This window comes from Pseudomonas sp. KU26590 (assembly GCF_026153515.1).
Taxonomy (GTDB): Bacteria; Pseudomonadota; Gammaproteobacteria; order Pseudomonadales; family Pseudomonadaceae; genus Aquipseudomonas.
In genome coordinates this window covers 3,253,595-3,268,998 of the sequence record NZ_CP110644.1, presented here as the reverse complement: position 1 = coordinate 3,268,998, position 15,404 = coordinate 3,253,595, and the positions used below count along the sequence as shown (strand labels likewise).

14 protein-coding genes are annotated in these 15,404 nt (G+C 61.9%); 9 read left to right on the top strand and 5 right to left on the bottom strand.

Going from position 1 to position 15,404, the window contains the following annotated elements; genetic code table 11:
• Positions 1-35: 35 nt before the first annotated feature.
• Positions 36-410 (bottom strand): MerR family transcriptional regulator, encoded by a 375-nt coding sequence (locus tag OKW98_RS14170; protein WP_265385305.1) that lies wholly within the window; start codon positions 408-410, stop codon positions 36-38.
• 149 nt (positions 411-559) lie between these two features.
• On the opposite strand from OKW98_RS14170, the gene OKW98_RS14165 reads away from it, so the two are divergent.
• Positions 560-892, top strand: coding sequence for a hypothetical protein (locus OKW98_RS14165; RefSeq protein WP_265385304.1), 333 nt, complete (start codon positions 560-562; stop codon positions 890-892).
• A gap of 24 nt (positions 893-916) precedes the next feature.
• Here OKW98_RS14165 and OKW98_RS14160 read toward each other — a convergent pair whose 3' ends face one another.
• Entirely contained in the window at positions 917-2,119 is a 1,203-nt protein-coding gene (locus tag OKW98_RS14160) for an MFS transporter (RefSeq protein ID WP_416147177.1), read from the bottom strand.
• A 123-nt stretch (positions 2,120-2,242) separates the two neighbouring features.
• Here OKW98_RS14160 and OKW98_RS14155 point away from each other — a divergent pair, with 123 nt between their 5' ends.
• The gene (locus OKW98_RS14155) at positions 2,243-2,878 is read left to right on the top strand and encodes a TetR/AcrR family transcriptional regulator (protein ID WP_265385302.1); all 636 of its coding nucleotides are present in this window, start codon (positions 2,243-2,245) and stop codon (positions 2,876-2,878) included.
• 44 nt (positions 2,879-2,922) lie between these two features.
• On the opposite strand, the gene OKW98_RS14150 is transcribed toward OKW98_RS14155, so the two are convergent.
• Positions 2,923-3,810, bottom strand: coding sequence for a LysR family transcriptional regulator (locus OKW98_RS14150; protein ID WP_265385301.1), 888 nt, complete (start codon positions 3,808-3,810; stop codon positions 2,923-2,925).
• 103 nt (positions 3,811-3,913) lie between these two features.
• On the opposite strand from OKW98_RS14150, the gene OKW98_RS14145 reads away from it, so the two are divergent.
• The 3 genes from OKW98_RS14145 to OKW98_RS14135 all read left to right on the top strand — a co-directional run bounded on the left by OKW98_RS14145 (position 3,914) and on the right by OKW98_RS14135 (position 5,740).
• The gene (locus tag OKW98_RS14145; protein ID WP_265385300.1) at positions 3,914-4,576 is read left to right on the top strand and encodes an NADPH-dependent F420 reductase; all 663 of its coding nucleotides are present in this window, start codon (positions 3,914-3,916) and stop codon (positions 4,574-4,576) included.
• Complete coding sequence (locus OKW98_RS14140; RefSeq protein ID WP_265385299.1) at positions 4,557-5,207, top strand: DUF1203 domain-containing protein; 651 nt, start codon at positions 4,557-4,559, stop codon at positions 5,205-5,207. Before OKW98_RS14145 ends, OKW98_RS14140 begins: the two co-directional genes overlap by 20 nt.
• A gap of 98 nt (positions 5,208-5,305) precedes the next feature.
• Positions 5,306-5,740 (top strand): GNAT family acetyltransferase, encoded by a 435-nt coding sequence (locus OKW98_RS14135; RefSeq protein WP_265385298.1) that lies wholly within the window; start codon positions 5,306-5,308, stop codon positions 5,738-5,740.
• Between the two features lie 78 nt (positions 5,741-5,818).
• Here the strand turns inward: OKW98_RS14135 and OKW98_RS14130 are convergent, their stop codons facing one another.
• Entirely contained in the window at positions 5,819-6,160 is a 342-nt protein-coding gene (locus OKW98_RS14130; RefSeq protein ID WP_265385297.1) for a DUF305 domain-containing protein, read from the bottom strand.
• A 478-nt stretch (positions 6,161-6,638) separates the two neighbouring features.
• On the opposite strand from OKW98_RS14130, the gene OKW98_RS14125 reads away from it, so the two are divergent.
• The 4 genes from OKW98_RS14125 to OKW98_RS14110 all read left to right on the top strand — a co-directional run bounded on the left by OKW98_RS14125 (position 6,639) and on the right by OKW98_RS14110 (position 13,448).
• Positions 6,639-9,104, top strand: coding sequence for a hybrid sensor histidine kinase/response regulator (locus tag OKW98_RS14125; protein WP_265389733.1), 2,466 nt, complete (start codon positions 6,639-6,641; stop codon positions 9,102-9,104).
• 158 nt (positions 9,105-9,262) lie between these two features.
• Positions 9,263-9,730 (top strand): cyanase, encoded by a 468-nt coding sequence (gene cynS / locus OKW98_RS14120; RefSeq protein WP_265385296.1) that lies wholly within the window; start codon positions 9,263-9,265, stop codon positions 9,728-9,730.
• A gap of 819 nt (positions 9,731-10,549) precedes the next feature.
• Positions 10,550-11,824, top strand: a complete 1,275-nt coding sequence (locus tag OKW98_RS14115) for a right-handed parallel beta-helix repeat-containing protein (protein WP_416148475.1) — start codon at positions 10,550-10,552, stop codon at positions 11,822-11,824.
• Positions 11,817-13,448 (top strand): rhamnogalacturonan lyase B N-terminal domain-containing protein, encoded by a 1,632-nt coding sequence (locus OKW98_RS14110; RefSeq protein ID WP_265385295.1) that lies wholly within the window; start codon positions 11,817-11,819, stop codon positions 13,446-13,448. The genes OKW98_RS14115 and OKW98_RS14110 overlap by 8 nt, the downstream gene beginning before the upstream one ends.
• A 6-nt stretch (positions 13,449-13,454) precedes the next feature.
• Here OKW98_RS14110 and OKW98_RS14105 read toward each other — a convergent pair whose 3' ends face one another.
• Positions 13,455-15,320 carry a pyruvate kinase gene (locus OKW98_RS14105; RefSeq protein ID WP_265385294.1) on the bottom strand — a complete coding sequence of 622 codons (1,866 nt, stop codon included), beginning with the start codon at positions 15,318-15,320 and terminating at the stop codon, positions 13,455-13,457.
• Between the last annotated feature and the right edge of the window lie 84 nt (positions 15,321-15,404).

The following is a 15,404-nucleotide window of genomic DNA, read 5'->3' as shown; positions in this document are numbered from 1 at the left end:
CACTGACGTTCGGGCATTGCGAGGTAATGTGTCCTTCAGGGGACCTCAGCGGCGCCAGTGCCCAGCAGCGGACAGACCTGCCCGGCCCGCTCGGCCAACAGAGTGCGCAGCGCATGCATCTGCCCGATGCGCTCGTCCAGCAACGCGATTTTCTCGGCGAATAATCGCCCCAGCAGCTCGCTGGAGACCTGCTCGCTGTTCCACAGCAGCGGCAGGTTTTCGCCAATCTCCTTCAGCGAAAACCCCAGCTGTTGCGCCAGTTTGATGTACCCCACCAGTTGCAGCGTCTCCGGCGGATAATGCCGATAGCCATTGGCACTGCGCTGAGGCTTGATCAGGCCTTTCTCCTCATAAAACCGCAATGCGTCGACAGACACATCCGCACGCAGTGCCACTTCACCTATTTTCATGACGTTTCATGCTCACGTTGACTCTGGACCTAAGACCAGGCTTTAGCCTGCGGGCTCAACTGTGAGGGAAGATCATGATCAGCGCAAAGACCAACAGGCACCTCGTCAGAGGCAGCGCCTTTTACGATTTGATAATGACAGCGGGCTTCATGACGCCCTGGACGGCCGCATGGGTGTTCAACACCTTTGCCACGCTGTCGGCCGCTCTCGCATTGGAGCGGCCTGTGCCCGTGCTGGACGTCAGCGGGATGCTGTTCGCCAACCTGCTCGGCAGCGTGGTGGTGGTCTGGTCGTTGTGGCGCCTGGCGCAACCGAGCCGCCGCGTGGGGTTGTACGACGCACTGGCGAGAGCGCTGTTCGCGACCTGGCAGCTTTATGCGGTCGCCCATGGCGCGAGTTTTCTGATTCTCGGGTTTACGGTTTTTGAGGTGGTGTTTGCTGTCGTGCAGACTGTGCCGGTCAGTGAGCGGCCCCCGAGATAGGCAGGATGATTGCCAAGGCACGGCTCAATGAGCGACGACCCTCTCCATGGCAAACCGCTCGCCCTGCACAAAACCATGGGTCCGCGCACGGAACGCAATCGCCAGGCTGATCAGCAGCACCAGCACCATCACCCACGCAAAGGTGCCCGCGCCCCAGTGATCAAGCAGCACGCCACCCAGAATCCCGCCGCCGGCAATCGCGCTGTTCCAGACGACCACGTTCATCGACAGGGCCACGTCGTCGCCCTCACCTGCGGCATCAGCCAGGGCAGTTTGCAGCAGGGTGGCGGCGCCGCCGAAGGTCAGGCCCCAGACAAACACACCGAAGTAGATCGCCGAGGCAGAGCCCGAGAACACCCCGAAGAACACCGAAACCCCGGCGAAGGTGGCCAGGCTAAGCAACACCGCAGTGCGAAGATGACGATCAACCAGACGCCCGCCGACCCAGATGCCGACCAGCGCGGCAATGCCGAACACCAGCAGCACCCGATCGACATGGGCACCCAACCCTGCGAGGGAAACAAAGGGCGCGACGTAGGTATAGAGAATGTTGTGGGCCAGCATCCAGGTCAGCACCACGCCGAGGACGGCACGCACGCCCGGCGTGAACAGCACCTGACGCAATGGCATACGCCGGGAGGACGATTGACCCGGGTAGTCCGGCACTTTGATCAGCACCCAGGCAATCAACACCAGCGTCAGTCCGGACATCACGGCAAACGACATCCGCCAGCCGATCACCCCGCCCAACCAGGTACCAAGAGGTACACCCAGTGACAGCGCGATCGGCGTACCCACCATCGCCACTGCCATGGCGCGGCCCTGTGCGGCGGGCTCGACCATCCGCCGCGCGTAGCCACCGATCAGGCTCCAGGCGAGGCCCGCTGAAACCCCTGCGAAAAATCGCGCAATCAGCGTCAGCCAGTAAACCGAAGACAGCGCCGTGATGGAGTTGAACAGTAGAAACCCGACGACGGTAAGCAGCAGCACTGTCCTGCGCCGCCAGCTGCGCGTGGCAATGGTCAGCGGGATGGCGGCCAGCAACGATCCCAGCGCGTACGCCGTCACCATCTGGCCTGCCAGCGACGCCGATATGCCCAGGCCGTCGCCAATTTCAGGCAGCAGCCCGGCCGGCAGCGTCTCCGTGACGATGCAGATAAAACCGGTCATCGCCAGCGCCAGCAGCGCCCCATACGGCAGTTTTGTGGCCTTTCCCTCATGGGTCATCATTCGATCCTCCAACTAATATACTGATCGGTAGCAATCTAAAGAGCCGAAGCAGGGTAGTCAATCATTTATGTATCGACTAGTATTTATATCGCTGGAAAAGTGACTTTAAAGGTGAACTCTATGGCTCAGATGGGACGACCGCGCACGTTCGACCGTGACGTGGCAATCACGCAGGCATTGCATCTGTTTTGGGAACACGGCTATGACGCAACGTCACTCAGCCAGCTCAAGGCGAACATCGGCGGCGGCATCACCGCGCCGAGCTTTTACGCAGCATTTGGCTCCAAACAGGCGCTGTTCAATGAAGTCATGCAGCGCTACCTGAACACCCATGGCCGCGTGACCGATAGCCTGTTCGACACCTCCCTGGCCCCAAGAGAAGCGATCGAGCGCACGCTGCGCTGCTCGGCAAACATGCAGTGCGAGGCGGATCATCCCAAAGGCTGCCTGGTCTCGCTGGGTTTGCTGAGCGCGTCCACAGAAGAGAGCAAAACCATCTCCCAGCCGCTGGCGGATGCGCGAGCGTTGAACCGTGCCGCCATTGTCGCCTGTGTCGAACGGGCCATCGCAGCAGGAGAACTGCCCGCAACGGTGGCGCCAGTCGCGCTAGCCACGGTGTTCGACAGCTTCATGCTGGGCATGGCGGTTTTGGCACGCGACGGCGCGACGTTTGAAACACTCGACGGCGCAATTACCCATGTAATGGGCGTATGGGACGGGCTGCGCATCGACGCTCCCATGGAGGCTGGCGACTGAGGCCTGATCACTGGCAATCCCTGAGTGCCCCCGCTCGCTACGATTTAACCAAAACGCTCAAGGGCCGCATCAATAAATCGGCGCAGCTTGGCCGTTCGCTGCCGGCTCGCGGTGTAGAGCATATGCGTGGGCCGGCTCGGCGCCTCATAGTCAGGCAACAGTCGCACCAGCGCGCCGCTGCCCAAGGCGGGTTCGAGGAAATCCCAAGGACCGAGCACGATGCCGAATCCGTCCAGCGCCGCCGACAGCAGCGCGCGGACCTCATTGACCCTCAGTCGACTGGCCACCTGCACGCGCTCCACCGTCGCGCCTTTGCAGAAGACCCACTCGCGATCACTGGGCCGCGCCCACCAGGCATAGCCCAGGCACTCATGCTGGCTCAGGGCCTGCGGAGTTTGCGGCACGCCGCGTTCGGCCAGATAGCCAGGCGCCGCGCAAGCGACCAGCTGATAAGGCGCCAACGGCCTTGCGGTCAGGCTGGACACGTCCAGCGGGCCGATCCTGAACGCGATGTCGAACCCCTCCTCCACCAGGTCAACGAAGCGATCGGTCAACTGCAGCTCGATTTCAATCTCGGGATGCTGTCGCAGAAATTCCGTCACGAAGGGCATGAGGCGACAGGAACCGAAAGTGATGGGCGCGCTGATTTTCAATTTGCCGCGCGGGGTGTCGTTCATCATCTCCCCTAGGGAGTCGGCCGCCTTTGCTTCACTGAGGATGTGTCTGCAACGTTCCAAGTACGCGTGGCCCAGTTCCGTCAGGCTCTGGCGTCGCGTGGTGCGGTTCAGCAACCGCGCGCCGAGTCGATGCTCAAGCCCGGCAACATGCTTGGCGACCATCTGCGGCGACAGCCCCAGGCGCTCGGCCGCTTTGGCGTAGGAGCCGCACTCCGCCGCCGTGACGAAGGCTTCCATGCTGCTGAGACGGTCCATGATTCAACACTCCGGGTGGCGAGACTAAGTGCCTGATGATTATTTATCCGCTGCTGGTTGGCAATCATCATGGCCGCTTCCAGCACACCATAGGAGTCATCGCATGCGCATCGGCATTATCGGGGCAGGCTATATCGGACGCGCAGTGGCGCAATTGGCCATCGCGGCAGGCCATGAAGTCATGCTCAGCAACTCACGCGGGCCGCAAACCCTGGGCGATGTGGTCATCGAAATCCCGGGCGCGCAAATCGGCACCCTCGAAGACGCCACGCAGTTTGGCGATGTTGTTCTCGTGGCGATCCCCTTCAACCACTACCCAACCCTGCCGGCCGAATGGCTTGCGGGCAAAACGGTGCTGGATGCCAACAATTACTATCCCGACCGGGATGGCCCTATCCCGGCGCTGGACAGGTTTGAAACCACCACCAGCCGACTGCTCGCCGAGCACTTGCCTCGCTCCAGCGTGGTCAAGGTGTTCAACGCGATCCTGGCGGATGACCTTAGCCGCGATGCTCGCCCGAGTGCGGCGCACGACCGACGCGCATTGCCGGTGGCGGCCGATGACCCTGCAGCGAAATCGCTGGCCATCCAGCTGCTGGACGAGGTGGGATTCGATGCGGTCGACGCTGGCAATCTGGACGAAAGCTGGCGATTTGAACGCGCCAAGCCGGCGTACTGCATTCCGCTGAACAAGGAGGCGCTGAAGATCGCACTGGCCAAGGCTGAAAGGCACGTTGAAATGCCCCATGGGTCGTGGCGCCACTGAATGGCGGCGTTCATCGAAGATCGCGCGCGCCAGCTTCGATGAACATGGTGACTCGCGGGGTCCGGCATCCCTTGATTTCCTGCCGTTTCAACCGCAAGAATCAGAGCGTGAACGCACCACGAGCACGCTTAGCATCAAGGCTCAATACCCCTCGGAGCCAACCATGGCCTTTCGCATATCCGGACTTTGCCCCACACCTTTTCAGGCCTTCTACGGATTGCCTGACAATGAACTGGCAGCGCTTGGGATCAAGCGTTACATCGTCGACGCCCACCCCGGTTTTCCTGATCGCACTGAGATGAAGGACGCAGAGGTAGGTCAGCGCGTGCTGTTACTCAATCACGTCCACCAGCCCGCGAACACGCCCTATCGCGCCTCCCACGCCATTTTTGTCAGAGAGGGTGCGACACAGGCTTATGACGCGGTCGACCAGATTCCCCAGTCAATGCGCATTCGCCTGCTGTCACTGCGTGGGTTTAGCGACGACGGAATGATGATCGACGCGGATGTCGCGCAAGGGACCGGCCTGGAGCCAGTCATCATGCAGATGTTTGCCAACCCTACCGTCAGCTACATCCACGCCCATCATGCGAAACAGGGTTGCTACTCCGGGCGCATTGATCGGGCTTAGCAGCAAGCGATCCTGATCTCAACGCTTCTGATCACGAGGCGCAGGCCAACGCTGAAAGAAGATCTCATCGCCCATTTCGCTGAACAAGGAGCCCCGCCATGGCTGCCATTACCGACTATTCGGACACGCTTCATCGCCAGGCCGTGATCGAACTCTGGGACGCCGTATTCGGCTACGAAACCGCCCATAACACGCCCAGCCTGGCCATCGACAAAAAGCTGGCTGTAGCGGACGGTCTCTTTTTTGTTGCCCTGACGGGTCATGAGGTGGTGGGGACCGTTCTAGCCGGCTACGACGGCCATCGTGGATGGCTGTATGCGGTGGCGGTGCACCCCGCTCATCGTAGGAATGGCCTGGGCGTGCAGTTGGTTCGTCATGCCGAGCACGCCCTGACTTTGCGGGGGTGCATGAAGATCAACCTGCAAATCCTCAGCACCAATGCCAGCGTCCAGGCGTTCTACGAGTCGCTTGGTTACTCAACCGAACCGCGCATCAGCATGGGCAGGAAGATCGAATCGAACATCACGAGCTGATGCGCACGCCTTGCCCTGCCCACGCCACGTGGACTGGATATCAGCGCCCCTCATCACGGGGCGCAGGCCGATGCAGGGTTACTGAGCCGGATGCGCTTTCAGCCATTTTTTCATCTGCGCAATTTCCGCCGCCTGCGCCGCTACGATCTGGCGCGCCAGTTCCAGCATCTCCGGATCCTTGCCGTACTTGAGCTCGATCTTGGCCATCTCCACCGCGCCTTCGTGGTGAGGCAGCATGCCCGCCGCGAAGGCAACGTCCGGGTCGTCGCTCATCATCCCGTGATGCATGTCGTCTTTCATGGCGCCCATTGATTGCTGGTAGGCCTCATGCATCTGTTTGACGTCCTCCGTCTGGTCAGCCCTGACGGCTGTTATGGCAAGCAGCGCAATGACGCTGACAACGGCGGCGATCTTTTTCATGAGTGGGCATCCTGGTTGAGGGTAGAGACGAAGCTGTCACGCTAGACCTTTCCACTGCGGCAAGGTCAAGCGCATTCAGTAGGCCCATCGCAGCCGGAACGGTAGAAAGGCCATACCGAAGAAATCAACAAACCCCCATAAGGTCCTGGCAAATCATCCCCGATGCCGGAACCTTTGTGTTTGCGCCCGAGTCTTTTCTGAAGCCGAATTGCATTCTGCCAGCATGCAGCGTAAAACGCTGGCCGCCGATACGGCTGGATCAGCCGGCTGGCGCAGTCGCGGAGGGCGCATGGCGCACCTCCGACCTCAGGTCATCACGTTACGTTTTGCAGGTGGACACTTGAAGCATTTGACCCGAGAAGCCCTTGAGGCTGAAGTCTTGCTGTTGCGCTCGGCACTCAAGCAAAGTGAAGCCCTGAGGCTGGACAGCCTATGCACCGGCACACGACCGAACGCTGTCGCAGGCTCGTTCGACCCTATGGCTGAGCGCGCCGCCGGAGAGGTTGCCGAGCAGGCGATCGAAGACGCGCAGATCCGCTACCGCCTTGCTGTAAAAGCCACCAATGATGCGATCTGGGATTGGGACCTCAAGCAAAACCACGTCCTGTGGAACGACGCGCTGGAACGGGTCTACGGGCATCCCCCCACAGCGGTCGAGATGACCGGCGACTGGTGGATTGCTCAGATTCACCCCGATGACAGGCAGCGCATCGTCACCTCGATCCATCACGTGATAGACGGCAGGCAGACCGGCTGGAGTGACGAGTACCGGTTTCGCCGGGTGGACGGCACTTACGCTCAGGTCCTCGACCGAGGACACGTCATCCGCGACATTCAAGGCAACGCCGTGCGCATGATCGGCGCGATGCTCGATCTCACGCCGATTCGCGACACCGAGGCCGCACTGCGTCAAAGCGAGGAGCGTTTCAGGACCATTCTGGAAACGATTGAAGCCGCCTTCGCCATCGTGCAGGTCAAGTTCGATGCCAACGACTACCCGGTCGATTATCGCTTTCTTGAAGCGAACCCGGCCTTTGAACGTGAGGCGGGCGTCAACCTGCGGGGGAAATGGGTCAGGGAGTTTGCCCCGGATCTGGAGCAATTCTGGTTCGACACCTATGGACGGGTGGCCAAGACCCGCGAGCCGGCCACATTCGAAAGTTACGCCAAGGCCTTTCAGCGCTGGTTTGACGTGCGCGCCGTGCCCGTCGGCGATCCCGCCGAATGTCAGATTGCAATCATCTTCAACGACGTGACGGGCCGGCGGGATGCCGAGGAACGTCTGCGTCAGAGCGAAGCCATCGCCCGCGCGAACGTCGAACGTGTGCAGCTGGCCCTGGCGGCCGGGGCCATTTTCGGCACCTGGCACTGGGACTTGCCCAGCGACAGTTTCACCGTGGATGAAGCCTTCACCCGGGCCTTTGGCCTCGATCCGGCGCTGGGGCGGGAAGGACTTACCCTGGAACAGGTGGTGGAAACCGTCCATCCGGAAGACCGGGCGGGCCTGATGACGGCGATTAACGAAGCCATTCGTCGCGGGGGCGCCTACGCCCATCAATACCGGGTCCGTCGGGCGGACGGCAAATACTATTGGATCGAGGCGAACGGGCGCGTCAACTTCAGCGAGGAAGGTGTTCCCCTGAGTTTTCCCGGTGTCTTGATCGATGTGGAGGAGCGGCGTTCGGTCGAAGCCCAGCGCGACCTCGCCACCGCCGCCCTGCGTACCCTCAATGAGACCCTGGAACAGCGCGTGGCGGAGCGTACCGCGGCGTTGATGCAGACCGAGGAAAAGCTGCGCCAGTCGCAAAAGATGGAAGCCGTGGGTCAACTCACGGGCGGGCTTGCCCATGACTTCAATAATTTGCTCGCAGGCATCTCCGGTTCGCTGGAGTTGTTGAGTGCACGGTTTGCACAGGGCCGTCTGACAGATGTCGACCGGTACCTGACGACAGCACAAGGCGCCACCAAACGTGCTGCCGCTTTGACTCACCGGCTGCTTGCGTTTTCCCGTCGACAGACACTCGATCCCCGGCCCACCGAAATCAACAGCCTTGTCGAAGGCATGACAGAACTGATCCAGCGTACCGTGGGGCCCAGTATCACCGTGCAGACCGTCGGCTCGCAGGACAGCTGCGTCGCACTGGTCGACGCGAGCCAGCTGGAAAATGCGCTGTTGAACCTTTGCATCAACTCGCGGGATGCCATGCAGGACGGCGGCAGCATTACCATCGAAACCCGCCATCAGGTCGTGGGAGCAGCGGAAGCACCGTTGCTGGAGGTCGCCGAGGGCGAATACCTGACCCTCAGCGTGACCGACACCGGGACCGGCATGGCTGCCAACGTCGTGGCGAAGGCATTCGACCCCTTCTTCACCACCAAACCCATTGGCCAGGGCACCGGCCTGGGCCTCTCGATGATTTACGGTTTCGCCAAGCAATCCGGTGGGCAGGTTCGCATCGCCTCGGTGGTCGGGCAAGGGACAACGCTGTCCATCTACCTCCCCCGCTACCACGGGAATCCCGGCGCCCATGAGGCGCACATACTGGATGCCGCCACTCAGACTGCAGGCATTGGTGAATCGATCCTGGTTGTGGATGATGAACCCACGGTGCGCATGCTGGTGACAGAGGTGCTGAGCGAGCTTGGCTATTCAGTCATGGAGGCGGCGGACAGCGCCAGCGGGCTGAAGCTGCTTCGCTCGGACATGCGAGTCGACATGCTCGTCACCGACGTGGGCTTGCCCGGCGGGATGAACGGACGCCAGATGGCGGACGCTGCGCGCGAGCTGCGTCCGGGACTTAGGACGTTATTCATCACCGGCTACGCGGAAAGCGCGGCCATCGGCGCCAACCAGCTCGAGCCCGGCATGCATGTGCTGACCAAGCCCTTTGCCATTGAAACGCTGGCTGCGCGTGTCCGCGAGCTCATGCAAACGGCGATCTGATCCTCACTGCGCAAGACGCGATCAGGCTGACGCGCACTTATAGGCAGCGCTTATACGAGGGATTGTTTATTGGTCTTGGACGCTATCGGCGGATGGGAAGATGATTGCTCCAGACCGGGCAACATCAATCAGCAACCCCCATCCGCCAGGAGCACTCCATGACACAGTCCCATGCTTACAATGACCCCAGCCTCGCACTCACCGCCGAGGTCCTCGACGCCAAGCAGCGCAAGCACCTGTCCTTCCAGGACCTGACTGACGGCACCGGCCTGAGCCTGGCCTACGTCACCGCGGCCCTCCTCGGCCAGCACCCATTGCCGGCCGATGCGGCCAGGGTCATTGGCGAAAAGCTTGAGCTGAACGACGAGGCCGTTGCCCGTCTGCAGATCATCCCGCTGCGCGGCAGCCTCTCCGGCGTGCCAACCGACCCGACCATCTACCGCTTCTACGAAATGATCCAGATCTACGGCACCACCCTCAAAGCACTGGTCCACGAGCAATTCGGCGACGGCATCATCAGCGCGATCAACTTCAGGCTCGACATGAAGAAAGTGGAAGACCCTGAAGGCGGCCACCGTGCAGTCATCACCCTGGACGGCAAGTTCCTGCCGCTGCGTCCTTTTTAAGTTGCACCCGCATTGAGACGTCGGCCCGCCGCAACGGCGGGCCTGCTTTAAAGCGCTGACAGTGAGATTGCGTGTGAACTCGAATGCAGGACCGGCTTTAGCCGGGAAGACAGCAGGCGCAACACGCAAAAATGGGGTGTTCACACTGGCCCCTTCCCGGCTGAAGCCGGTCCCACACAATACCGCGTGCCGTCAGTGAGATTGAGCGTGAACTCGAATGTGGGACCGGCTTTAGCCGGGAAGACGTGAGATGCCACGCTGCGGAATTGAGAGTGCCCGCACTGGTCTCTTCCCGGCTGAAGCCGGTCCTACGAAACAGCGCGTGGGGTCAGTGAGATTGAGCGTGAACTCGAATGTGGGACCGGCTTTAGCCGGGAACACGTCAGATGCCACGCTGCGGAATTGAGAGTGCCCGCACTGGTCTCTTCCCGGCTGAAGCCGGTCCTACGAAACAGCGCGTGGGGTCAGTGAAATTGGGTGTGAACTCGAATGTGGGACCGGCTTTAGCCGGGAAGGCGTCAGGCGTCACGCTGCGCAATTGAGAGTGCTCACACTGGCCTCTTCCCGGCTGAAGCCGGTCCCACAGATATCATCTGTGGCCGACAATCCCTCAAAAAATACAGTCAACCACCCCGCCATCCACCCGCAGCGCCGCTCTGGGGGAAGGACGTTTCTGTACAACGCCTGAACCAGCAGTAAAGAGGCAAAAGAGGACCACAGCGAGCCGTTATCATTTTTCGCGACGGACCGGTCAGCTGCCGACGATCAGCTGCCTCTCTCCCATCGACTGACCAGCAGGATCAAGCGAGCAGAACAATGATGACGCACAGGGCAAATGCGACTTGGGCCGATCGCGCGGTTAACGTCCATGCGGTGGCAGCCGTCGCGCTGGGGCTTCTCCTGTCGTTGTACCAGGTGGCGCAAGCCGCCGACCTGCCGGACGGCTTCGCTCAAGGCGTGACAGGCGGTGGCGCAGTCGCCGCTGTACATCCGCGCACGCCGGATGAGTTGAAGAGCGCCCTGTGCAGCAGCTTCGACAGAAAGGGTCAGTGCACCGACGTCACGCCCCGAGTCATCGTGCTTGACCACGTTTTCGATTTCCGAGGCTCCGTCTCAGTCAACGGCAGCAGCACGACGACCGAAACCGGGTGCATGGTAACCGCGTGCCCTAAAGGCGGCGGGCAGTGGGCAATAAACGGCGCCAACAGTTTTTGCGCGACAAGGCCGCCGGCACAGGTCACCTATGACAACGCCGGGTTGCAGCGTCTGAAGGTCGGATCGAACAAGACGATCATCGGCAGCGGCGATCGAGCGGGAATTCAGGGGATGGGCCTGCTCATCGGAGGCGGCGCCCACAACGTGATCGTCCGTAATCTGACCCTGTCGGACATCAACCCCCGGGTGGTCTGGGCCGGGGATGCCCTGACAATCGACGATGCCGACGGGGTCTGGATCGACCACAACACCTTTGCGCGCATCGGGCGGCAAATGGTCGTGACGGGATGGGGCTCGGCCTCCCACGTCACGCTGTCCAACAACGAATTCGACGGTCGCACCAACTACTCGTCGACCTGCGACGGTCATCACTACTGGGTCTGGCTGTTTCTGGGCCATCACGACACGCTGACAATCGCGCGCAATTACATCCACGACACCTCCGGGCGCGCACCCCACGCCGGGGGCATGGGCAACGCGGACATCACCGCGCAGCTGGTCAACAACGTGTTTGCCCACCTGAGCCGCGAGGGGGCCATCATGTCGCGGACCGACTCATCGCACCTGCTGGTCGAAGGCAACCGCTTCGAAGACGTCACCCACCCGTTGTTCAACGATATCAAACAACCCGGTACCGCCTTTGCGCCCTTCGCGCCGCTTTCAGAGGGCACGACAAGCCTCTGCACTAAGGTCATCGGCAGGGCCTGCGTCGCCAACGACGCCCGTGCCAGCGGTGACGATTACCGGCCTCAGGATCTCGCCGCCCTCAAGGCCTTCGAACCCTACCGTCAGTACTTGATCACGCCGCTGTCGTCGGACGCCGCTATGGCCCAAGTGCCCGCTCAAGCCGGCGCGGGGAAGATTCATCCCCATGACTGAATCGAAGCGCCAGTCTGTGCACCGTCGCGTTGGCAGGCTGTTTCTGTGTGCCTGCTTGTGGCTCATTGGCCTGCCTGCTTTTGCTGACGAGAACACGTTCGGGTTCAGCCGTGACGGATCCCGGATCGTCGTGAAGACCGGCGCCGACCTTGTTTTCAGCATCGACACGCGAAACGGTGACCTGGTGTCGATGCAGTTCCGGGGGGACGAGCTGCAAACCACTGAGCGCAAAGGCTCGCAGCTCGCCTCCGGCCTGGGGACAGCTCAGGTTGACGTTGAAACCCGGGGCGACAGCATTGTCGTCAGCGCACGGTCGGGTGACCTGATCCAGTACTACATCGCGCGCAAGGGGCGCGATGCGATCTACCTGGCAACCTATGCCCCGACCCTGCCACCGGCAGGCGAGCTGCGCTTCGTCACTCGACTGAACGTCAGCAGACTGCCCAAAGCCGATCACGGTACGGACTCCAACGTTGGGCAGGTGATCGAAGGCAAGGATGTGTTTCTGCTCCCTGACGGGCGGACCAGTTCCAAGTTCTACTCGGCCCGGCCCGCGAAGGACGATGCACTGCACGGGGTTCACGGCCCCGGCGTCGCGGTCTACATGCTGATGGGCAATCGAGAGCTCAGTTCAGGAGGGCCATTGTTCAAAGACATCGCCACCCAGAAAACAGCAGTCACCCACGAGCTCTATAGCTACATGTACTCGAACCACACCCAGACCGAACCCTATCGGGGCGGTTTGCATGGGGTGTACGGGCTGTTATTTACCGACGGCGGGCCTCCGTCCGACGCGTTGATGAATCTCAGATTTGTGGATGATTCCCTCGGACTCAAAGGCTTTTTGAGCAACGCTGGCCGAGGCGCCGTCACAGGCCACATCGCCGGGGTGGCGGCTGGCATGCCCGCCGTCGTGGGGCTGAGCAACGGCAGCGCGCAGTACTGGGCAAGCGTCGGCGACGATCAGAACTTCAAGCTGAACGGGATCATCCCCGGCCACTACCGGACCGTGCTTTACCAAAAGGAGCTTGAGGTTGCGCGAGGCACTGTCGATGTGACCGCGAACGCAACTGCCCGGGTGGTGCTTGAGGCGCAGCCACTGCCAGGCCAGGTGATGTGGCAGATCGGCGCGCCTGATGGCACGCCAGTTGGCTTTCGTAACGCCGACCTCCTGGCGTCCGAGCATCCGTCGGATTCACGGATGGCCCCGTGGTCTAGCGGGACGTACATCGTCGGAGCCAGTGCGCCAAGCGACCTCCCTGCAGCGCAGTGGCGAGACGTTAACACGCCCACCCGGATTGAATTTGTCCTGGGCCCGAACGCGTTGCACGACTATCGACTGCGTCTGTTCGTGACGTTGTCCCAGGCAGGCGCCCGGCCGACCATCAGCGTCAACCATGTGTGGGATGCACCGGTGCCGCCACCACCCGATCAGCCTGACAGTCGCGGCATCACCCGCGGGACTTATCGTGGCAACAACACGCTGTACGAAACGACGGTGCCCGGCACCGCGTTGCACGCCGGCGCGAATGTGATCGAAATAGGCGTCGCTTCCGGCAAGGCGGGCACAGGCTTTTTGAGCCCCGGATTTGTGTTCGACAGCGTGCAATGGGTGGCTCCGTAACCGGGGCTAGTGAGCGTGTTCCGGAAACGACGCCACGCTGAGCTTTCTCATCATGTCGCGCTTCTTGTCATGGTGGTCGCGCATGCGCTTGAGCAGATCGTCCAGGGTGCTGATCGCTTTGAGGATGTACGGGCCCTTGTTGAGCATGACGCATTCGGCGCGAATGCCCATCGCTGCATCGGTGATTTCCGCCCGGGTGGGCGCGCCCGTTTTGGCGAGTGTTTCCAGCACCTGGGTGGCCCAGACCACCGGCACATGGGCCGCCTCGCACAGGCACAACAGCTCTTCCTGCAGCTCGGCGGTGCGCTCAAAGCCCGTCTCCACGGCCAGATCCCCTCGGGCGATCATCACACCCAGCCTGGGCATGGCCATGCCGGCGATCAACAACTCGGGCAGGTTTTCGAAGCCGCTGCGGGTTTCGATCTTCAGCACCACGCCCAGGTGCAGCGCGTCCAGGCGCCTGAGCTCGGCGATCACCGCCCTGACATCGTCAGCGCTGTTCACAAACGAGACCTCGACGATGTCCGCGTGGGTGGCAGCAAATTCGAGGGCGCGCAGGTCGTCATCGGTCAGCGCGCTCAAGCCCAGATCGGTGGACGGCAGGTTGATGCCTTTGTCCGCCTTGAGCTTTGCGCCGTCGGGTGCATGCTGGAGGGTGATCTGCAGCGTGCCCTGTGAAACCGACGTCACCACGCCGCCCATCTTGCCGTCGTCAAACCAGATGGGATCGCCCGCCGCCGCCCTGAACACCGCGGCCGAGTTGCAGCTGATGCGCGCAGGCGTGATGACCTCGCCCTCCTCGTCCGTCACAGCGGGCTGGCCCTCTTCATCGCCGTGGATCAGCAGCAGTGAGTCACCTTCTGCAAGCTTGATGGCGCCGGACCTGGCGGGCACGGCCATGACCCTGGCTTGCGGCGTGCGGCCTTTGGCGTCCTTGAGTTCGAGCAGGGTGCCCGGAACGAAGTAAGCGGTCTTTTCCAGCTCGACCCAGCAGCCTGAATCGTCGACCCGTGAGACGCGCATCCGGCGTTTCGAATCACGGGCATCCTGAAGCTGCAGGACATCGTCCACCGCAAGCCTTTTCAGCCAGTCCCCCGGCAGTTGCAGCCAGCCACCGCCACTGCACACGCCAGAACCCAGATACAGACGGCCGGGCGAGACCACTCTGCCAAGCTCGTCGCGCACAGGCTTGATTTTCAGCACCGGGGTGCAGTCTTTGACCGGACCGGTACGCAACTTGGGGCCTGCCAGGTCCATCACCACCTGGCAGGGTTGGCCGAGTGTGTCCGTGGCCTTGCGCAGGTGCTCGATCATCTTCGACCAGACTTCGGGGCCATCATGGGCGCAGTTGATGCGCTGGCCATTCATCCCCGTCGCCAGCATGCCCTCGACCATGGCGTAATCCTCGGCGGCTTCGGTCGGCATGGTGACCATGATGCGCACCGCCCTGTCGCGGGGCGCGTCGCCGAACAACGCGTTGCCGTGGTCTTGCAGCGAGGTCGTGTGACTGGACGCACCGGCTGTGTTGCCTGATTGGGGCCAGGCGTACGGGGATTCAGCGTTGCCGGTGAGTTGCTGGAGCACTTCAATGACACGGTTGACGGACTCGGCGACGTTGCGTTCGCAGCGTCCCAGTGAAGACAGGCCCAGCTCGGCCAGCTGCGTTTGCAGCGGACGGATGTCGTGCCTGCGCAGCGCGAGATAGCCCAACAGATTTACCGCACTGTCGCGGTAATCGTCATGGAGGTGGATGAGGTGCGCGGCCTGCTCGGCGGCCACCTGGACCTTGCCCCGCAGGAACAGCAGCGTTTTCAGCGCCGCCTGATGCGTAACGTCATCGACGGGTGCAACGGAGGCTTTCAACGGAGTCATGGCGCTACCTGGAGGGCTCGATGACCCACGCTAAGAGCTCCAGGTGACAGTTCTCGTACCGCTGACCCGAGCGCAGGCGTCGAA

Excerpts from the sequence above, each read along its gene's own strand:
- OKW98_RS14170 (WP_265385305.1), bottom strand. The coding sequence starts at position 410 with ATGAAAATAGGTGAAGTGGCACTGCGTGCGGATGTGTCTGTCGACGCA.
- OKW98_RS14165 (WP_265385304.1), top strand. The coding sequence starts at position 560 with ATGACGCCCTGGACGGCCGCATGGGTGTTCAACACCTTTGCCACGCTG.
- OKW98_RS14160 (WP_416147177.1), bottom strand. The coding sequence starts at position 2,119 with ATGACCCATGAGGGAAAGGCCACAAAACTGCCGTATGGGGCGCTGCTG.
- OKW98_RS14155 (WP_265385302.1), top strand. The coding sequence starts at position 2,243 with ATGGCTCAGATGGGACGACCGCGCACGTTCGACCGTGACGTGGCAATC.
- OKW98_RS14150 (WP_265385301.1), bottom strand. The coding sequence starts at position 3,810 with ATGGACCGTCTCAGCAGCATGGAAGCCTTCGTCACGGCGGCGGAGTGC.
- OKW98_RS14145 (WP_265385300.1), top strand. The coding sequence starts at position 3,914 with ATGCGCATCGGCATTATCGGGGCAGGCTATATCGGACGCGCAGTGGCG.
- OKW98_RS14140 (WP_265385299.1), top strand. The coding sequence starts at position 4,557 with ATGGGTCGTGGCGCCACTGAATGGCGGCGTTCATCGAAGATCGCGCGC.
- OKW98_RS14135 (WP_265385298.1), top strand. The coding sequence starts at position 5,306 with ATGGCTGCCATTACCGACTATTCGGACACGCTTCATCGCCAGGCCGTG.
- OKW98_RS14130 (WP_265385297.1), bottom strand. The coding sequence starts at position 6,160 with ATGAAAAAGATCGCCGCCGTTGTCAGCGTCATTGCGCTGCTTGCCATA.
- OKW98_RS14125 (WP_265389733.1), top strand. The coding sequence starts at position 6,639 with ATGGCTGAGCGCGCCGCCGGAGAGGTTGCCGAGCAGGCGATCGAAGAC.
- cynS (WP_265385296.1), top strand. The coding sequence starts at position 9,263 with ATGACACAGTCCCATGCTTACAATGACCCCAGCCTCGCACTCACCGCC.
- OKW98_RS14115 (WP_416148475.1), top strand. The coding sequence starts at position 10,550 with ATGACGCACAGGGCAAATGCGACTTGGGCCGATCGCGCGGTTAACGTC.
- OKW98_RS14110 (WP_265385295.1), top strand. The coding sequence starts at position 11,817 with ATGACTGAATCGAAGCGCCAGTCTGTGCACCGTCGCGTTGGCAGGCTG.
- OKW98_RS14105 (WP_265385294.1), bottom strand. The coding sequence starts at position 15,320 with ATGACTCCGTTGAAAGCCTCCGTTGCACCCGTCGATGACGTTACGCAT.